At 47.7% G+C, this 16,311-nt stretch carries 13 protein-coding genes; 10 read left to right on the top strand and 3 right to left on the bottom strand.

Translation table 11 applies throughout. The features are described 5' to 3' along the window. The first annotated feature begins 1,075 nt into the window (after positions 1-1,075). The 3 genes from ACK8P8_RS11825 to ACK8P8_RS11815 are packed head-to-tail and all read left to right on the top strand — an operon-like array spanning position 1,076 to position 3,271. The gene (locus tag ACK8P8_RS11825; RefSeq protein ID WP_369860540.1) at positions 1,076-1,471 is read left to right on the top strand and encodes a hypothetical protein; all 396 of its coding nucleotides are present in this window, start codon (positions 1,076-1,078) and stop codon (positions 1,469-1,471) included. Beyond that, positions 1,468-2,772, top strand: a complete 1,305-nt coding sequence (locus tag ACK8P8_RS11820) for a DUF3440 domain-containing protein (RefSeq protein WP_369860539.1) — start codon at positions 1,468-1,470, stop codon at positions 2,770-2,772. The genes ACK8P8_RS11825 and ACK8P8_RS11820 overlap by 4 nt, the downstream gene beginning before the upstream one ends. Further along, positions 2,759-3,271 carry an IbrB-like domain-containing protein gene (locus tag ACK8P8_RS11815; protein ID WP_099289939.1) on the top strand — a complete coding sequence of 171 codons (513 nt, stop codon included), beginning with the start codon at positions 2,759-2,761 and terminating at the stop codon, positions 3,269-3,271. Before ACK8P8_RS11820 ends, ACK8P8_RS11815 begins: the two co-directional genes overlap by 14 nt. An 85-nt stretch (positions 3,272-3,356) precedes the next feature. On the opposite strand, the gene ACK8P8_RS11810 is transcribed toward ACK8P8_RS11815, so the two are convergent. Together ACK8P8_RS11810 and ACK8P8_RS11805 are read right to left on the bottom strand one after the other, a co-directional pair. Next, positions 3,357-4,463, bottom strand: a complete 1,107-nt coding sequence (locus ACK8P8_RS11810; protein ID WP_369860538.1) for a pyridoxal phosphate-dependent aminotransferase — start codon at positions 4,461-4,463, stop codon at positions 3,357-3,359. Positions 4,464-4,498: 35 nt separating this feature from the next. Beyond that, positions 4,499-4,963: a DUF4268 domain-containing protein gene (locus tag ACK8P8_RS11805; protein WP_369860537.1), complete on the bottom strand. Its 465-nt coding sequence runs from the start codon at positions 4,961-4,963 to the stop codon at positions 4,499-4,501. Positions 4,964-5,288: 325 nt separating this feature from the next. Here ACK8P8_RS11805 and rnhB point away from each other — a divergent pair, with 325 nt between their 5' ends. From rnhB to ACK8P8_RS11790, 3 genes are all read left to right on the top strand, one after another. After that, a complete protein-coding gene (gene rnhB / locus ACK8P8_RS11800) occupies positions 5,289-5,894 on the top strand; it encodes a ribonuclease HII (RefSeq protein WP_369860536.1) in 606 nt (201 codons plus the stop codon). 98 nt (positions 5,895-5,992) lie between these two features. Next, positions 5,993-7,492, top strand: a complete 1,500-nt coding sequence (locus ACK8P8_RS11795) for a GH3 auxin-responsive promoter family protein (RefSeq protein WP_369860535.1) — start codon at positions 5,993-5,995, stop codon at positions 7,490-7,492. Positions 7,493-7,645: 153 nt separating this feature from the next. Beyond that, positions 7,646-8,665, top strand: a complete 1,020-nt coding sequence (locus ACK8P8_RS11790; RefSeq protein WP_369860534.1) for an META domain-containing protein — start codon at positions 7,646-7,648, stop codon at positions 8,663-8,665. Positions 8,666-8,748: 83 nt separating this feature from the next. On the opposite strand, the gene ACK8P8_RS11785 is transcribed toward ACK8P8_RS11790, so the two are convergent. Continuing rightward, a complete protein-coding gene (locus ACK8P8_RS11785) occupies positions 8,749-10,929 on the bottom strand; it encodes a glutamine synthetase III family protein (RefSeq protein WP_186977347.1) in 2,181 nt (726 codons plus the stop codon). A 615-nt stretch (positions 10,930-11,544) separates the two neighbouring features. On the opposite strand from ACK8P8_RS11785, the gene ACK8P8_RS11780 reads away from it, so the two are divergent. The 4 genes from ACK8P8_RS11780 (at position 11,545) to ACK8P8_RS11765 (ending at position 16,253) form a co-directional block, all read left to right on the top strand. Continuing rightward, entirely contained in the window at positions 11,545-13,839 is a 2,295-nt protein-coding gene (locus tag ACK8P8_RS11780; RefSeq protein WP_292270118.1) for a PAS domain-containing sensor histidine kinase, read from the top strand. A 39-nt stretch (positions 13,840-13,878) separates the two neighbouring features. Continuing rightward, positions 13,879-14,742, top strand: a complete 864-nt coding sequence (locus ACK8P8_RS11775) for a pyridoxamine kinase (RefSeq protein ID WP_369860533.1) — start codon at positions 13,879-13,881, stop codon at positions 14,740-14,742. Between the two features lie 117 nt (positions 14,743-14,859). Beyond that, positions 14,860-15,684: an HAD-IIB family hydrolase gene (locus ACK8P8_RS11770; protein ID WP_369860532.1), complete on the top strand. Its 825-nt coding sequence runs from the start codon at positions 14,860-14,862 to the stop codon at positions 15,682-15,684. Positions 15,685-15,689: 5 nt separating this feature from the next. Next, a complete protein-coding gene (locus ACK8P8_RS11765; RefSeq protein ID WP_369860531.1) occupies positions 15,690-16,253 on the top strand; it encodes an AAA family ATPase in 564 nt (187 codons plus the stop codon). The last annotated feature ends 58 nt before the right edge of the window (positions 16,254-16,311 follow it).

The raw sequence follows: 16,311 nt of genomic DNA, 5'->3' as shown, positions 1-16,311 counted from the left end.
AATTTAGTTATAATAAATTTCACCCGTTCACGGACTTTCCCTCTCTAAAGACGAATCTTATCTTAAAATTTAAAATACAGATTCCAGCACATGGAATGTAAAATTACAATACCGGCTATCAAGAATTACGGTATCAATAAAGCCGGCAATATTAAAAACAAATATAATAGTCCAATATTGCACCAAACTATTCAACGAAAATTCTTAATATTATCAAATATACTCGTGTAACACAACCAATAAACGGACACTTCCAATTTCACCTAAATACCGATATATCAAATATTAAACTATCAACCACCACAATTACACGTTAAGATAAATAATACCCCTCGCTAAAAAAAATGCCGAATATTGACAATTTTATATGCTTATTGTTGCGAATAACAAAAATTATTTATTTCTTTGTTATCCAATATTGACGCTATTTCGTCAAAAGGGCGTTCTTTGTTACATTGACTTTACACGGAAATTGCCGCTTATTCCCGTTACTTTTGGGATATGTCATAGTTTTGACTCAAACTGTTAAAAGCATGAAGTGAAATGAATATCCACTTTCAGACAAACTAGAATTTTCAAAAATCGGCGTGATGCTGAGTTGGTGTAAAGCAAAGACAGAGAGTGCGGTGGAAGATTGCTAGGGTCTTCCACCATTTTTAAGGATACTTTAATTTGAACTATACACCGATCGGGAAGTTTATTGCACAACACAATAACTTCCCGGTTTATTTTTTATCACGCGACTTGGAAAACCACAGGCATCATTCACGGTCGGTGAATTTTATTTTCACGAATATTATGGAGCATGTATATAAAGATACGAGATATTTCACACCTTATCAAAATGAACAAATTTACGCTGAAAACGGACACTATTATTTTACCTTTAAAACAAATGAACACATAGCCGCACAGCATAGAAGAAGTCAAATTCACTTTCAAAAAAGAATACCGCACACACCCAGACCTCTCCGGCACTCGTCAAATACCCGGTAAATATTTCATTGAAAGGTTTTTTTACCATCATTTTGAATCATTGCCAATCTTTATTAAATTTGCCAGAAAGAGTTCGGCAATGAATATAGAAAAATTACATGGAACGTCAACCCGGTTGTATCAACTCGTGGCTCCACTGGTGATGAGCCCTCCCGTGCTCCGCCAGAACAACAATTATCCTTTCAAAACCTCCGACCACCACGTGTGGTTCGTGGCATTGGAAGAGGAAAAAGTACGCGGCTTTATGCCCGTCGAAGTGAAAGACTCGTGCGTATGCATCGACAACTATTACGTGTCCGGTGAAAATACCACGTTGTTATCCATGTTTGCCCGGAAAGCGATCGACGAATTTTCCGGGGAAAAACCCTTGTACGTGATTTCCCACACTCCCCACGCGGATACGTTCCGCGCGTGTGGATTTACAGTCAAGAAAGAATGGAAACTGTATGTAAAGATGACACACGAACCGAAATGAGAAAAGCCAGAAGTGTATATGACGCGGTACAGGCACGATTGGAGCGGATATTCTCCGACTTCGATTATGTCTACGTTTCCTTCTCCGGTGGGAAGGATAGCGGAGTTCTATTAAACCTGTGTATCGATTATATCCGTCAACACAGGTTGAAGCGAAAACTCGGGGTGTTTCACATGGACTACGAGGTACAATACCAAGAAACCATTCGTTACGTGGACCGGGCTTTGGCTGACAATCCCGATTTACTGGAAGTTTACCGGGTATGCATTCCCTTCAAGGTATCCACCTGTACCTCCATGCACCAGCGTTTCTGGCGCCCGTGGGAAGATGATTTACGACACCTTTGGGTGAGGGAAATGCCACAAAACTGTTACCGGAAAGAAGACTTTGATTTCTACACGGAAGACATGTGGGATTATGACTACCAGAACAAATTCGCGGAATGGATATATCGACAAAAAGGAGTCGAGCGCGTTTGTTGTCTGATCGGTATCCGCACGCAGGAAAGCTACCACCGCTGGCAGGCAATACATGGAGCCAGAAATTACCACAGTTACAAGCACTTGAAATGGACTCACCGGATCAGTAAAGGCATTTACAATGCTTACCCCATATTCGACTGGCAAACCACGGATATATGGACGGCGAACGGCAAGCACGGCTGGGACTACAACCACCTTTACGACTTATACTACCAAGCCGGGGTTCCGCTCGAACGCCAGCGCGTGGCAAGCCCGTTCATCTCGCAGGCATTACCCAGTTTGAAACTCTACCGGGCAATCGATCCCGACACGTGGGGTAAAATGGTCAGCCGCGTGAACGGGGTGAATTTCACCGGCATATACGGCGGCACCACCGCCATGGGATGGCAATCCATCACCCTCCCCGAAGGCATGACATGGGCTGAATACATGAAATTCCTGCTCTGTACCCTGCCGGAAGAAACACGCCAGAATTACTTGAACAAACTCTCCACGAGCATGGAATTCTGGCGCAAGAAGGGAGGATGCCTTGCAGAAGAAACCATCGCCAAATTACGTCGGATGGGTATCCCCATCACGGTCGCTGAAAGCACGAATTACAAGACCGACAAGAAACCCGTGCGCATGGAATATCAAGATGACGTGAATATCCCCGAGTTCAAAGAACTTCCCACGTTCAAAAGGATGTGCATCTGTATCTTGAAGAACGACCACGCCTGCAAGTACATGGGATTCGCCATGAATAAAACCGAGAACGACCGTCGCAAACGCGTCATGAATAAATATAAAGCATTAATGGACAGCTATGGAAAACTTTAACAGCCCCGTTTACAAGGTAATACCCGTACCCATCGACAAAGTCGTCGCCAACTCGTACAACCCGAACGTAGTTGCCCCGCCGGAAATGAGCCTGTTGGAACTCTCCATCTGGGAAGATGGCTATACTATGCCCGTTGTATGCTATTACATCCCGGAAAAAGACATCTACGAGCTGGTGGACGGCTACCATCGCTACAAGGTCATGAAAACCTCGCAACGCATCTACGAGCGCGAACACGGCATGCTCCCCGTCGTGGTTATCGACAAGGATATTTCCAACCGTATGGCATCGACCATCCGCCACAATCGCGCCCGCGGCACCCACAGCATAGAACTGATGACCGAAATCGTGACAGAACTCACGAAAGCCGGCATGTCCGACAGTTGGATTCTCCGTAACATCGGTATGGATAAAGATGAACTTCTGCGCTTGAAACAGATATCAGGACTTGCGGAACTCTTTGCCGACAAGGAGTTCACGCTGACGAAAGAAGACTGAATTGATTTAGTGATTTATGATTGACGATTCAGTGATTCCAGCCGCACGGGGCGTACACGCAAATTACCACCCCGTGCGGCTGGCATCACTGAATTTCATTAAAGTACTTCACGAGCTTCTCGTGCGGTACGGACACGCAAATCCGGGCAAAGCCCTTCGCATACTCCTGTTTTGTCTTCGTGAAGAAATCAAGTCCCACCGCCCCGATGTAATGATCCATTAACTCCTGTTCACCACGATTCACGATAACGAAAATACCCCGCGGGCTCGTTCCATGATAAAATTCTTCGGCAAGAAAACCCCGCTCCCGCAAATAATCGATATTCAAGGCGATATCACGTGTCGTACGTTCCTTGAAAGCCGTCACGGCGGCACGTCCCTCCGGTGTTGTCAACAAACGCAACACCAGCTCCTGAGCGAAACCGTTAATCCCGTTCGTGTTATACATCACGCGCACTTCCAATTCGTCGTGCAACTCCTTGTTGCAAGTATGCACGAAACCCAACCGCTGCCCGCTCAACCCCACAGACTTGCTGAAACTCTCCGTGATAATCACGTTCTCCATGTTTATCAACCTCGTATAATAATCATCAGTAGCATCCATGTACAGGCGGCGGTACGGGCAATCGTGAAACACAACCACCCCGGCATCGTTCAACGCGCTGATAATAGCCAACTGCTCCCCGTCGTCGTGCTTATCGCCAAGCGGATTACTCGGATCACTGATCAGCACGGCATTTCCCCGTAACTCGTCAATCATTCCCATCAAATCGGACTGATTATCATACCCCACACTCTCGATACCGCGAATCTTCAACATCTTGAAATAACACCCCCAGTAATAAGTCGGCAGATACAACCGTCCGATATTTACCGTCTGCGCCACCAGATCAAGCGCATGCATTCCGCCCGCCGTAATCAAAATATTATCCGGGGAAGACTTCCCCATGAAAAACTCATCGTTTATCGCCGCCCGCAACTCCGGTCGCCCGGCACCATGCGGGTACACCTGTATTTCCGGCGAATTGAAATCAATACCTTTCACGACTTCCGTCAAGTCGATATTTACCACTTGATTCACACCCCTGTTCAACGGTAAATACTCCTTCCCGTTCTTCCGGGAAAGCTCTTTCAGCGTCTCGCCCAACTGTACTATACGGGAAAGCACCGCCCCACTCTTGTTGATTTTCATTGTCATATTATTTCTTAAATCCTTCAATCGTAAATCTAAAATCTCGAATCCTTCAACCTCTCGTTAATCAAATCCCGGTACTCGTAATAAAGATCTTCCAGCAAGGGCATCTTCTCCGCGAAGAAAGCGTATATCCGTTCATGATCTTCCGTCCGGTAAAGATTCACCCCCGACAACTCGAAATAAATAGCACTCACCTTCTGTCCCTCGACTCCGGTGTACTCCTCTTCCCATTTCAACTCTTCGCCGCATTCCGCCCGAAACAGAGTTTGATATGACAACATACACTCGTACACCTCGAACCGACGCAACTCGTTCCTGTGGTCAATCTGGAATAACACCAAAGCCTTTTCCCGATCGACATAAAACTTCAGTTGCACCGACGGGATTTTCACCCCCGTCAGTACCCACTTCCGGTAAATACGCTTCCGCTTACAATAACGCTTGAAGCCCTCCCAGAATTTCACCCGAATCTCTTTCGCTTCCTCTTTCGTGAACATCTTTCCTGATTTAACCTTATTTACCCGCGAATATAAGAAAAGTTTGCAAATTGTCATTTGCAACAGGGCGAATGCGTCAAAACGCTTTTCGCCCTGTTTGTTAAAAGTTTGTAAAGTCTATAAAGTTCATAAGGTTTATGGACCCTAGCGGGCGCTTTGTCCACGGCAGCATAGCTGCCAGCAAACCTTATCCGAAGGATGCCCGTTACTTTATGAACTTTATAAACTTTAGGAGCCGAAAGCTCAACTTTATAAACCGACTTATGAACTTTATTTGTATATTTGCCCGAACGCTACTTGTAGCCTTAAACTTTTAGATTACTGTATGCTGACATTAAAATACTATTCTGACAAGATAGAAGCCGGTTGTGACGAGGCTGGAAGAGGTTGTCTGGCGGGTCCCGTCTTCGCCGCGGCAGTCATTCTGCCGGAAAACTTTTCCAACGAAATGCTCAATGACTCGAAACAACTCTCCGAAAAAAAACGGAACGAATTAAGAATAATCATCGAGCGGGAAGCTCTCGCGTGGGCAGTCGCCGCCGTGGACAACGAGGAAATAGACAAAATAAACATCCTCAACGCGTCCATCGAGGGAATGCACCGGGCATTGGCTCAATTGAGCGTCACCCCCCAGCACATTCTCGTGGACGGCAACCGTTTCAAACCTTACGGGAACATCGAACATCATTGCATAATCAAAGGTGACGGCAAATACATGGCAATCGCTGCCGCCTCGATACTTGCGAAGACTCACCGGGACGAGTACATGCAACAATTGCACGAGCGCTACCCCGTGTACGACTGGGCAAGTAACAAGGGCTACCCCACCAAGAAACACCGGGAAGGCATCGCGACACACGGTATCACCCCGTTTCATCGTCGCAGCTTCACCCTGCTTGATCCCCAGCTAACTATAGACTTTAATATTTAAGATTTATGAATTACGATTTACGATTAAAAACAGCATTCATCAACTGGAAGGTATTATCTAATCCAAAATCATAAATCAAGAAATCTAAAATCTACAATATGCCAATCATCAACTCCATCATATCCATGTTCTCGTCCAAGCGACTAACGCAAATAGAGTACTTCAAAACGAATCCCGTGCAGGTGCAACGTGACACGCTGGATGAATTACTCCGCGCTGCCGCGACCACCGAATACGGGCAGAAGTACGATTTTGCCTCCATCCTCACTGCCGAACAATACCGGGAACGGTTACCCATCATCCATTACGAGGAACTGGCTCCCTATTCCGAGCGTCTGATGAACGGGGAACAAAACCTCTTGTGGCCGGAACCCATCACGTGGTTTGCCAAATCGTCCGGAACGACCGCCGCCAAAAGCAAATTCATACCCGTGAGTAAAACTTCACTGGAAGAATGTCACTTCCGGGGCGGCAAAGACGTGATAGCCATCTTCAACAACCTCTATCCCGACGCTCAAGCATTCAACGGGAAGACTCTCGCTCTCGGCGGTAGCAGTGAGATTTCCAAAACAAACAACAACTGCCGCTACGGAGATCTCTCCGCCATCCTGATCTCGAACACGCCTTTTTGGGCAAACATGATGAAGACACCCGACCAATCCATCATGCTCATGAGTGACTGGGAAGAGAAAATAGAAAAGATATGCGAAACCACCATCAAGGAAGACGTGCGCAGTCTGGCGGGCGTACCCTCGTGGTTTCTCACGCTCATCAACCGTATTCTCGAACGCACGGGCAAAGACAACCTCCACGAGGTATGGCCTAACCTCGAACTATTCATACACGGCGGTATCAATTTCACCCCCTACCGGGAACAGTACAAACGCCTGTTGCCCGACCCGAAGATGAAATATCTCGAAACATACAACGCCTCAGAGGGCTTTTTCGGACTACAAGACGATCCCTCCGACCCGTCGATGCTACTCATGCTCGACTACGGCGTGTATTACGAGTTCGTACCCATGAACGAACTGGGCAAATCCCGCCCGAAAGCGCTCCTGCTGGAAGAAGTAGAAACCGGCGTCAACTACGCCATCGTCATTTCCACCAACGGCGGACTGTGGCGCTACATGATCGGCGACACCGTTCAGTTCACCTCCACCCGCCCCTACAAATTCAAGATTACCGGACGCACAAAACTGTTTATCAACGCTTTCGGGGAAGAATTAATCATCGACAACGCTATCGCGGCTTTAAACCGAGCTTGCGAACAAACCGGAGCCACCGTACTCCATTTCACCGCGGCCCCGGTCTTCATGAACGAGAACAAAAAAGGTGCCCACGAGTGGATCATCGAATTCGGAACCCCTCCCTCCGACCCGGAAACTTTCGCCGACATGCTTGACAAAGAACTTCAACGCGTGAACTCCGACTACGAGGCCAAGCGCCTCCTGTCACTCCAACGCCTTATTCTTCACGTCGCCCGTCCGAACCTTTTCATCGACTGGCTAAAAGAAAAAGGCAAACTCGGCGGACAAAATAAAATACCCCAATTATGGAACGACCGCACGCATATCGAAGAATTGCTTAAAATGTGATAACCATCATACCCGGGGTGTGAAAGTGCAAAACAAAGAATCGCTTAACCGGATACGAATGTTTCAATAGCATTGGTATCCGGTAAATCTTTTCCCGTTATCCCTAAACTTTTATATTTTCTCTACGTATATTCGCGTAAAAATAACACACACATGAGAAGAACAACAATTTTAATGATGATCGCCACGGTTTTCGCCTTCGCGGGATGCAAAAGCAACACGGGCAACAAGGCGGCGTTGACCGCCAACGAGTGGCAACTGAAAGAAATGACAAGCAACAACGAGAAAGTAGCCCTTTCTCAAAGAGTTCCAACCATCATCCTCACGGACACCAATACCATGTACGGTTTCGCCGGGTGTAACCGTTTCTTCGGGAGATATTCTACCGAGGGCAACACCATCAAACTGGAACCGGGAGGTATGACCATGATGGCCTGCCCCGACTTGAAGTTCGAGGATCAATTCGTGAAGGCTCTCGCCGCCATGACCTCTTATTCTGTGGAAAACGGAGAACTGAAGTTCACCGACAAGGATAAAAAAATGACTCTGGTATTCACGAAAGCCGATCCCAAAGTAGGCGTGGCCAACGACAATCACGGGTGCAACGCTGCTGCCGGCTTCACTTGGTCTGAAGTGAAAAAAGACTGCATCCGTTTGTTTGAATCGGGCGTTCGCATGAATCCGGTGAATGATCCGGAAGCCGCAACTTCCGCTTTTATCGTGTTCTCGGCTGACTCCGCGCAAGTGGAAGTATTCCTCCCGAACGTGGAGAATCACCCCGTCCTTGACAGACGCGGCCTCCCGAATGGCGGATACGCGTGGAACGTGGAAGATGACGACACTTACAACGTACGCCAAGTAAACGGACAATGGATTATCGAGCAACGGGCGCAAACCCTTTACACGGAAACCCCGAATAGCGTCATCAACGCCGTATTTCAAGGAGGTGACGGCAAAACCAAAATGCTCTACCAAGTAAATGTAACCTTTTACCCGAACGAAGAACTTGCCGTGGTTACCCTCGACGATCAAACTTACGAGTTACCGCAACAAGTAATGGCTTCCGGTTACCGTTACGAGAAAGATAACGTAAGCCTCATCGGCAAAGGAACCGAGGCAAAACTCACTCTTCCCGACGGGAAAGTACTGAATTTACAGGAAAAGAAGAAATAAGTTTATAAAGTTTATAAGGTTCATAAAGTTTGTAAAGTTACTTTATGAACCTTATAAACTTTACAAACCTTATAAACTCATTCTCAACGAGAGAACAGCAATTCTCGGTATTTCGGCAACGGCCAAATCTCATCATCTACAAGCAACTCCAACTTATCCACGTGATAACGGATTTTTTCCAAGTAGGGACGCACGTTTATCGTGTACTCCTCGGCACGCTTCACCTCGTCGGAGATCGTGTTAGCTTGTTTACGCGCCTCGGTCATGTCCGACACCATCTTCTGGATCTCCCGGATATGATGGGAAATCGTGCGAATCTCGTCAATCTGCACATCAGCCACCTGCTCGTAATCCGGCAAAATGGCCTTCAAAGAGGTCACGTTCGTCAACAACGTATTCTGGTACGAAATAGCCGTCGGGATCACGTGATTTAAAACCAAATCACCCAATACCCGCGATTCGATCTGCAACTTCTTCAAGTATATCTCGTTCTTGATCTCGAACCGCGCCTTCAACTCCCGTTCACTCAGGATACCGCTGTCCACCAGCAATCGTTTTGCCTTCCCCGAGCAATAAGCCTTCAACGCGGGCACGCAATCGACCTCCGTCGACAGGCCGCGACGCTCCGCTTCCTCTTTCCACTCCTTGCTGTACCCGTTCCCCTCGAAACGCACGAGTTTCGACTCGATAATATATTTACGCAGCACTTGAAATATCGCTTCATCCTTCTTCACCCCCTTGTCTATCAAGGCATCCGTCTCTTGTTTGAAATGAATCAACTGTTCAGCCACCGCCGCGTTCAGCGCAATCATCGGTCCCCCGCAATTGGCAGAAGACCCCACCGCCCGAAATTCAAACCGATTCCCGGTAAAGGCAAAAGGAGAAGTACGATTACGATCCGTGTTATCCAGCATGATTTCCGGGATCTTGCCCACGTTCAACTTCAATTCCGTCTTCTCGTCCGGGCTCATTTTCCGGTCGCTCACTTTCTCCACCAACTCGTCCAACACCCCGGAAAGATAATTACCGAGGAAAACAGACATAATCACGGGAGGAGCCTCGTCCCCACCCAAGCGGGCTTCATTACCCAACGAAACGATAGAGGCTTTCAACAAATCGCCATGCTCGTATACCGCCCTGATCGTCGACACCAAGAAAACCAAAAACTGCATATTCGATTTCGGGTTCTTGCCCGGGGATAACAAATTCACCCCCGTGTCGGTCATCAACGACCAATTATTATGCTTCCCGGAACCGTTCACCCCCTTGTACGGCTTCTCGTGCAAAAGCACGCGGAAATTATGACGCCGTGCCACCCGCTTCATCGTGGACATCAGCAACTGGTTGTGATCCACCGCCAGATTCGCCTCCTCGAAGATCGGGGCACACTCGAACTGATTCGGTGCCACCTCGTTATGACGTGTTTTAATCGGGATGCCAAGACAATGACACTCGTGTTCCAGCTCGTCCATAAAAGCGGTCACCCGTGCCGGGATAGAGCCGAAATACTGGTCTTCCAACTGCTGATCCTTCGCCGAGGAATGTCCCATCAACGTCCGCCCGCACAACTTCAAATCGGGACGGGCATTATACAAAGCCTCATCTACCAAAAAGTATTCCTGTTCCCAGCCCAACGTGGCTAAAACCCGCTTCACGTCCTTGTCGAAATACTGGCAAATATCCACCGCCGCCCGGTCAATCAACGCCAACGCCTTCAACAAGGGAGTCTTGAAATCAAGCGCCTCCCCCGTGTACGCCACGAACACGGTCGGGATACACAACGTGCGATTATTAATAAAAGCCGGAGAAGCCGGGTCCCACGCCGTGTAACCGCGCGCCTCGAACGTGTTGCGAATCCCCCCGTTCGGGAAACTGGATGCATCGGGTTCCTGCTGCACCAGTAATCGCCCGTCAAAGCACTCGATCACGTCACCGTCCGGCAACAAATCAATAAAAGAATCGTGTTTCTCCGCCGTCGCACCATTCAAGGGATGAAACCAATGCGTGTAATGAGTAACCCCTCTTTCTACCGCCCATGCCTTCATCGCCGAAGCCACTTGATCCGCCAATCCCCGATCAATGACACTTCCCTCCACCATCGCCCTCTCCAACTTCTTGTAAGCCTCGATCGAAAGATAATGCCTCATCTTGTCCATCGAAAACACGCTTTCGCCAAAAACAGCAGAACACCGGGGTAATTCCCCGCGTTCCACGGGTTTACGACGGGTGATTTCCTGCAAAGCTAAGAATCTGAATTTTGCCATAAATTTGTATTTTTAGAATGAACCCTATTTTTATCGGGGCAAATATACAAAATATCCATTATTTTACACGAATACCCCCTATTTTTTATATCAAAAATCAAATAAAATACATTTTAAAAGAAAAACACCCCCCAAACGACCACCCCTCACGCGAATTTCATATAACATTCTTCGCTTCATCCAGAATGACAGAACAAAGAAACAGAAACACGTCAAAGGGAGCACAATGTCTATTAACTAAATATATATTGTTTATATATTGCTGATAGCCTGCTATAGCAAGCTATCAGCAGGGTTTCAGCAGGCTACAAGCAGGCTAAATACCCGCTCAGCCCTTTGTCGGCGCAGGTTACGAGAGGGCAAAAACAAAAAAAACGTGCAACACTCTTTTTGCCAGCAATTTACAACCGCTCTCGACACTTCGCGGAAATAGGATTAAATTTAGCGACTAAAAACAAAAATAACACAAATAAAAGACAATGCCGGAGAGGTTTCCAACATCTAAAATTTAAAATCCAACATCAAATACCGATAATTTACCCGATACATGAATAAAAACATTAACTTTGTTCCGTTATAACAGCTATATAGTGAGGTCCTACTAAAATCAACAATATGTTACACGGTACTACTTCCCTTGAAAATCAAGGCCCCGAAGATATACTGAAAGCCATTATAGCAGCTTTCCCGGACATGATGCTCATCTTCGATGAAACGCATCATATCATGGATATTATCAACCCCATCCGGGAGCAATTACCCCTTCCCGCGGAAGAAATGATCGGCAAACAGTTACATGAACTGATAACTTCACCCTCGGAACGGGATTATTTCTGCCAACAAATAACGAAGACGCTCGTGTCAAACACCTCCCTGCGTTTTGATGTTTGCCTGCCCACGCAAGGTCAGCCCTATTATTTCGAAACCTGCACGGCAGTTCTCCCCGGCAATAAAGTAATCGCGTTCTTGCGTGACATCACGGAATACACGCTCCATCGCATAGAATCCGAGAAACTTCAATTTTTCCTCGGTCAAGTGTTGGAAAATACAGCTATCCCCACTTCAATCAAAGACATGAACACGGGGCGCTATATATTCTGGAGTAAAAAATCAGAAATGTTCGGAGCCACGGCGCGACAAATCCTCGGGCAGACCGAAGATATTTTCATGAATAAAGAACAAGCAAAAACATTGCAGGAATTTGACAGGAAACTATTCGCGGAAAAAGGCTCATACCAAGGAATCGAGAAATTCATCATGGCTGACGGTAAGGAACACACGCTCATGATCACCAAGAATATCTTCACTCATGAAGACAACAATTGGCTGGTTTGCAGTTCCTTTGACATTACCGAATTGCAGGCACAACGGGAAGAGATAGAGTCCATCACTCAAAAATTGTCCCTCGCCCTGCATATCTCCAAGCATCTTCTCTGGATGTATGACATTGAAGCGAAGAAATTTATCATGGATTCCCTGCAACTAAAGGGCATATACAGCGAAACATTAAAATGGGACACGGAAATTCCCCTCGAAGCCTTTTTCGAGGCGGTTCACCCGGAAGACATCGAGCGAGTAAAAACAGGGTTTCAAAGCCTTATCCGGCAGGAAGTGCAACAGCTCATCATCCTCTTCCGGGCAGATTACCGGAAAAAAGGAATATACCAATGGATCGAAATTCAAGCTCAACTGGAAAAACCTGCATCGAACAAACAATCTCCCCGTCTTATCGGGACTTCCTGTTCGATCAACGACCACAAAAAACTGGAGGAATCACTACGCGACGCCAAAGAAAAACTGGAAATCACGAACTCCACCCTTTCCTCTGTTCTCAGTCTGGCACACGTGCTACCGTGGGACTGCGACGTACCCTCTCAAACTTTCTCGTGCGACTATTCTATATACCACCACGAGGACACCAAAGAAGCTATTGACGGCAAATACTATTGTAAAGTCGAAAAATATATCAATTCCATACACCCGGACTTCCGGGAGCATATGCGTTCCGTCTTCGAAGAACTGCTCTCCGGGAAACGGGAAGAATTTCACGAGGAATACCTCGTGCATTGGTACAACGACCGGGAATACGAATGGATAAACAAACAAGGAGCCGTGTACGAGTATGACGTGAACGGCCGACCGAAAACCATCATCGGTTCAAGCGTCGTGATTACCGAACAAAAACGCATGGAACAAAACCTCCGGGACGCCAAGGAACAAGCCGAAGAGAGCAATCGTCTAAAGTCGGCATTCCTCGCCAACATGAGTCACGAAATACGTACCCCGCTCAACTCCATTGTCGGGTTCTCCGAGATTCTGGCGTACACCACGGATGAAAAGGAAAAACAAGAATATCTCAACATAATAAACAACAATAACAACCTGTTGTTACAACTGATCAACGACATCCTCGACCTTTCGAAAATCGAGGCCGGAACTCTTGAATTCGTGTACACTGAGGTGGACATAAATATATTGCTCGATGAAATAGAACAAAGTACCCGGTTGAAAATGGACACGGATACTCCCGTCAAATTCCTCGTTGAAGAACGTCTTCCGGAATGTATCATCCGGACGGAAAGGAACCGGGTAGCACAAGTGCTCCACAATTTCATCACGAACGCGCTCAAGTTCACGACAAACGGTAGCATTCGTGCCGGGTACAAACTAATCGATCCGCGAACTCTCTGCTTTTACGTGAAGGACACCGGTTGCGGTATCGCACCCGAAAAACTGAAGAAAGTGTTTGACCGTTTCACCAAATTGAACACGTTCTCGCAAGGCACGGGACTCGGACTGGCAATCAGTGAAACCATTATCACTAAATTAGGCGGCAAAATCGGGGTGGACTCCACCGTCGGACAAGGTTCCACGTTCTGGTTTACCCTCCCCTATATGCCCGTTCATTGATTTTTTATTATCTTTGAAGACTCAAGATAATGAAATGACATGAAGAAAATTGCCGCAATACACGACCTGTCCGGCTATGGAAGGGCATCCTTGACCGTGGCCATCCCCATTCTCACGCACATGGGTTATCAGGTATGCCCGTTGCCGACGGCCATACTGTCCGCCCATAGCGAGTACAAGGACTTTCGTTCCCTCGATCTGACCGATTACATGGAAACATTCATCGAACACTGGAAAGAACTGAACCTTCATTTCGACGCGATTTACACGGGCTACCTCGCTTCCGTGAAACAAATGGGAATCGTCAGCGACTTCTTCGACTATTTCAAAGATAATAATAATTTTATACTGGTCGATCCCGTGTTGGGAGATCACGGGACATTATATTCCAGCATGACACCCGATATGATCGAGGGCATGCGACAACTCTGCTCGAAGGCCAAAGTAATTACCCCCAACCTCACGGAAGCCGCATTCCTGCTGGGACGCGATCCCCGCGAAGAAATATCCGTGGAAGAGGCTGTCAAATGGTGTAACCAACTCAGCGAACTCGGTCCCGAACACGTGATCATCACTTCCGCCCCCGGAAGTAACACGTGCAACGTCGCCACTCTCGCGTACAACAAACTGGACGGACGCACGTGGCGCGTGCTGTGCGACTACGTCCCGGCTTCCTATCCCGGAACGGGCGACGCTTTCGCCAGTGTCATCACGGGCTGCATGCTCAACGGCGACAGCCTCCCGGAAGCCCTCGACCGAGCCGTCCATTTCATCAACATGGGCATCAAATCCACCTTCGGGTACAACCACAACCCGCTGGACGGCATGAACCAAGAGAAAGTACTACACTACCTCAACGAACCTCTGCCTTACTACAAGTATGAACTTGTAACAACCGATTAATTAATTTACGATTTATGATTTACGATTCACGATTAATAAAACATTAATACGCAAGAAAAAAATGAGCTCCGGTTTGTGCGGCAGGAATCTAAAATCATAAATCATTAAATCTAAAATATGATAAGGGCTATCATTATCGATCTGGACGGTACCACGCTCCCGCGCGGTTGGAATTCGCTCAGCGAAGAAAACAAAAAAGCATTGGAAGAAGCCGGACGCACGGGAATCACCCGCGTTCTGGCAACGGGACGTTCCGTATTTTCGTTTCGTAACGCTTTACCGGAAGGACTTCCCATTGATTACATGGTATTCTCCTCGGGCGCAGGCATCATGCATTGGAACGACCAACGCCTTCTCTGTACCCGGGAACTCACCCCGGAAGAAACACTGGATATCGCCACCATGTTGTGGGAATACGACATCAATTTCACCATACAACAACCGATTCCCGACAATCACCACTTCCTGTACCGCAACACCTCTCCCTTGCACGAGGACTTCCGCCGACGCATAGAAAACTATCCCGGACTGGGTACTTCCATTCAAAGCACACGGGACATACGCGGCGGAGCCACGCAATTTCTCGTGATACTCGATTCCAAACAATTGCAACTCCACGGGGAGATTCAAGAGAAACTATCCGGATACTCGGTAATCCGCTCCACCTCCCCGATCGACAATCAAGCGATATGGACGGAAATATTCGCCCGGGACGTGAACAAAGGTTCCTCCTGCCAAATTCTGCTCGACCAACTTGATATTCGCTATGACGAGTGTGCCGGGCTGGGGAACGACTACAACGATATCGACTTTCTCGAACGTTGCGGGCACCCGTTCATCGTCGCCAACGCCCCCGAACCGCTACGGGGCAAGTTCAACAATGTCACTAGCGACACGAACAACGGGCTGGCAGAATTTATCCATACCGCGCTAACTTTATAAACGTGATGTATAAACCGAATTTCATCATCATCACCGGAGGTCCCGGTGTAGGCAAGACTACCCTACTAGAACAACTGCAACAACGGGGTTTTCCTTGTATTCCCGAAGTTGCCCGGGAGATCATCCGGGAACAATCGGCACAAAACGGGAATGCTCTTCCTTGGGGCAATATACCCGCGTATACCCGGCTAATGCTCTCCCGTTCCGTCGACTCCTATCGAGAGAACGCGTACCGCGACGAAACCCTCTTCTTCGACCGGGGTATCCCCGATACCCTCGCCTACGCTCATCTCACCAATCAACCACTCTTTCCCGAACTCCCGCGAGCCTGCACCGACTATCGCTACAATACCCGCGTATTTATTCTCCCGCCTTGGGCCGAAATATACCATACCGACCCCGAGCGCAAACAAACCTATCAAGAAGCCATCGACACCTACCACACGATGGCTGCCACCTACCAATCCATCGGCTACGATCTCACCCTTGTCCCCAAAGCGACACCCGCAGAACGGGCTGACTTTGTACTACGACAAATCAGCCAATCACTCGATTACAAACACGTTTAGGAAGAATTTCTCCCCTTTTCGAGAAAAACACGGGGAATACCTTGGCTTCCGGACAGGT

The sequence above is a fragment of the Butyricimonas muris genome (assembly GCF_046365375.1).
Lineage (GTDB): Bacteria > Bacteroidota > Bacteroidia > Bacteroidales > Marinifilaceae > Butyricimonas > Butyricimonas muris.
This window is presented reverse-complemented; position numbering and strand designations above follow the sequence as displayed.

Excerpts from the sequence above, each read along its gene's own strand:
- ACK8P8_RS11825 (WP_369860540.1), top strand. The coding sequence starts at position 1,076 with ATGAATATAGAAAAATTACATGGAACGTCAACCCGGTTGTATCAACTC.
- ACK8P8_RS11820 (WP_369860539.1), top strand. The coding sequence starts at position 1,468 with ATGAGAAAAGCCAGAAGTGTATATGACGCGGTACAGGCACGATTGGAG.
- ACK8P8_RS11815 (WP_099289939.1), top strand. The coding sequence starts at position 2,759 with ATGGAAAACTTTAACAGCCCCGTTTACAAGGTAATACCCGTACCCATC.
- ACK8P8_RS11810 (WP_369860538.1), bottom strand. The coding sequence starts at position 4,463 with ATGAAAATCAACAAGAGTGGGGCGGTGCTTTCCCGTATAGTACAGTTG.
- ACK8P8_RS11805 (WP_369860537.1), bottom strand. The coding sequence starts at position 4,963 with ATGTTCACGAAAGAGGAAGCGAAAGAGATTCGGGTGAAATTCTGGGAG.
- rnhB (WP_369860536.1), top strand. The coding sequence starts at position 5,289 with ATGCTGACATTAAAATACTATTCTGACAAGATAGAAGCCGGTTGTGAC.
- ACK8P8_RS11795 (WP_369860535.1), top strand. The coding sequence starts at position 5,993 with ATGCCAATCATCAACTCCATCATATCCATGTTCTCGTCCAAGCGACTA.
- ACK8P8_RS11790 (WP_369860534.1), top strand. The coding sequence starts at position 7,646 with ATGAGAAGAACAACAATTTTAATGATGATCGCCACGGTTTTCGCCTTC.
- ACK8P8_RS11785 (WP_186977347.1), bottom strand. The coding sequence starts at position 10,929 with ATGGCAAAATTCAGATTCTTAGCTTTGCAGGAAATCACCCGTCGTAAA.
- ACK8P8_RS11780 (WP_292270118.1), top strand. The coding sequence starts at position 11,545 with ATGTTACACGGTACTACTTCCCTTGAAAATCAAGGCCCCGAAGATATA.
- ACK8P8_RS11775 (WP_369860533.1), top strand. The coding sequence starts at position 13,879 with ATGAAGAAAATTGCCGCAATACACGACCTGTCCGGCTATGGAAGGGCA.
- ACK8P8_RS11770 (WP_369860532.1), top strand. The coding sequence starts at position 14,860 with ATGATAAGGGCTATCATTATCGATCTGGACGGTACCACGCTCCCGCGC.
- ACK8P8_RS11765 (WP_369860531.1), top strand. The coding sequence starts at position 15,690 with ATGTATAAACCGAATTTCATCATCATCACCGGAGGTCCCGGTGTAGGC.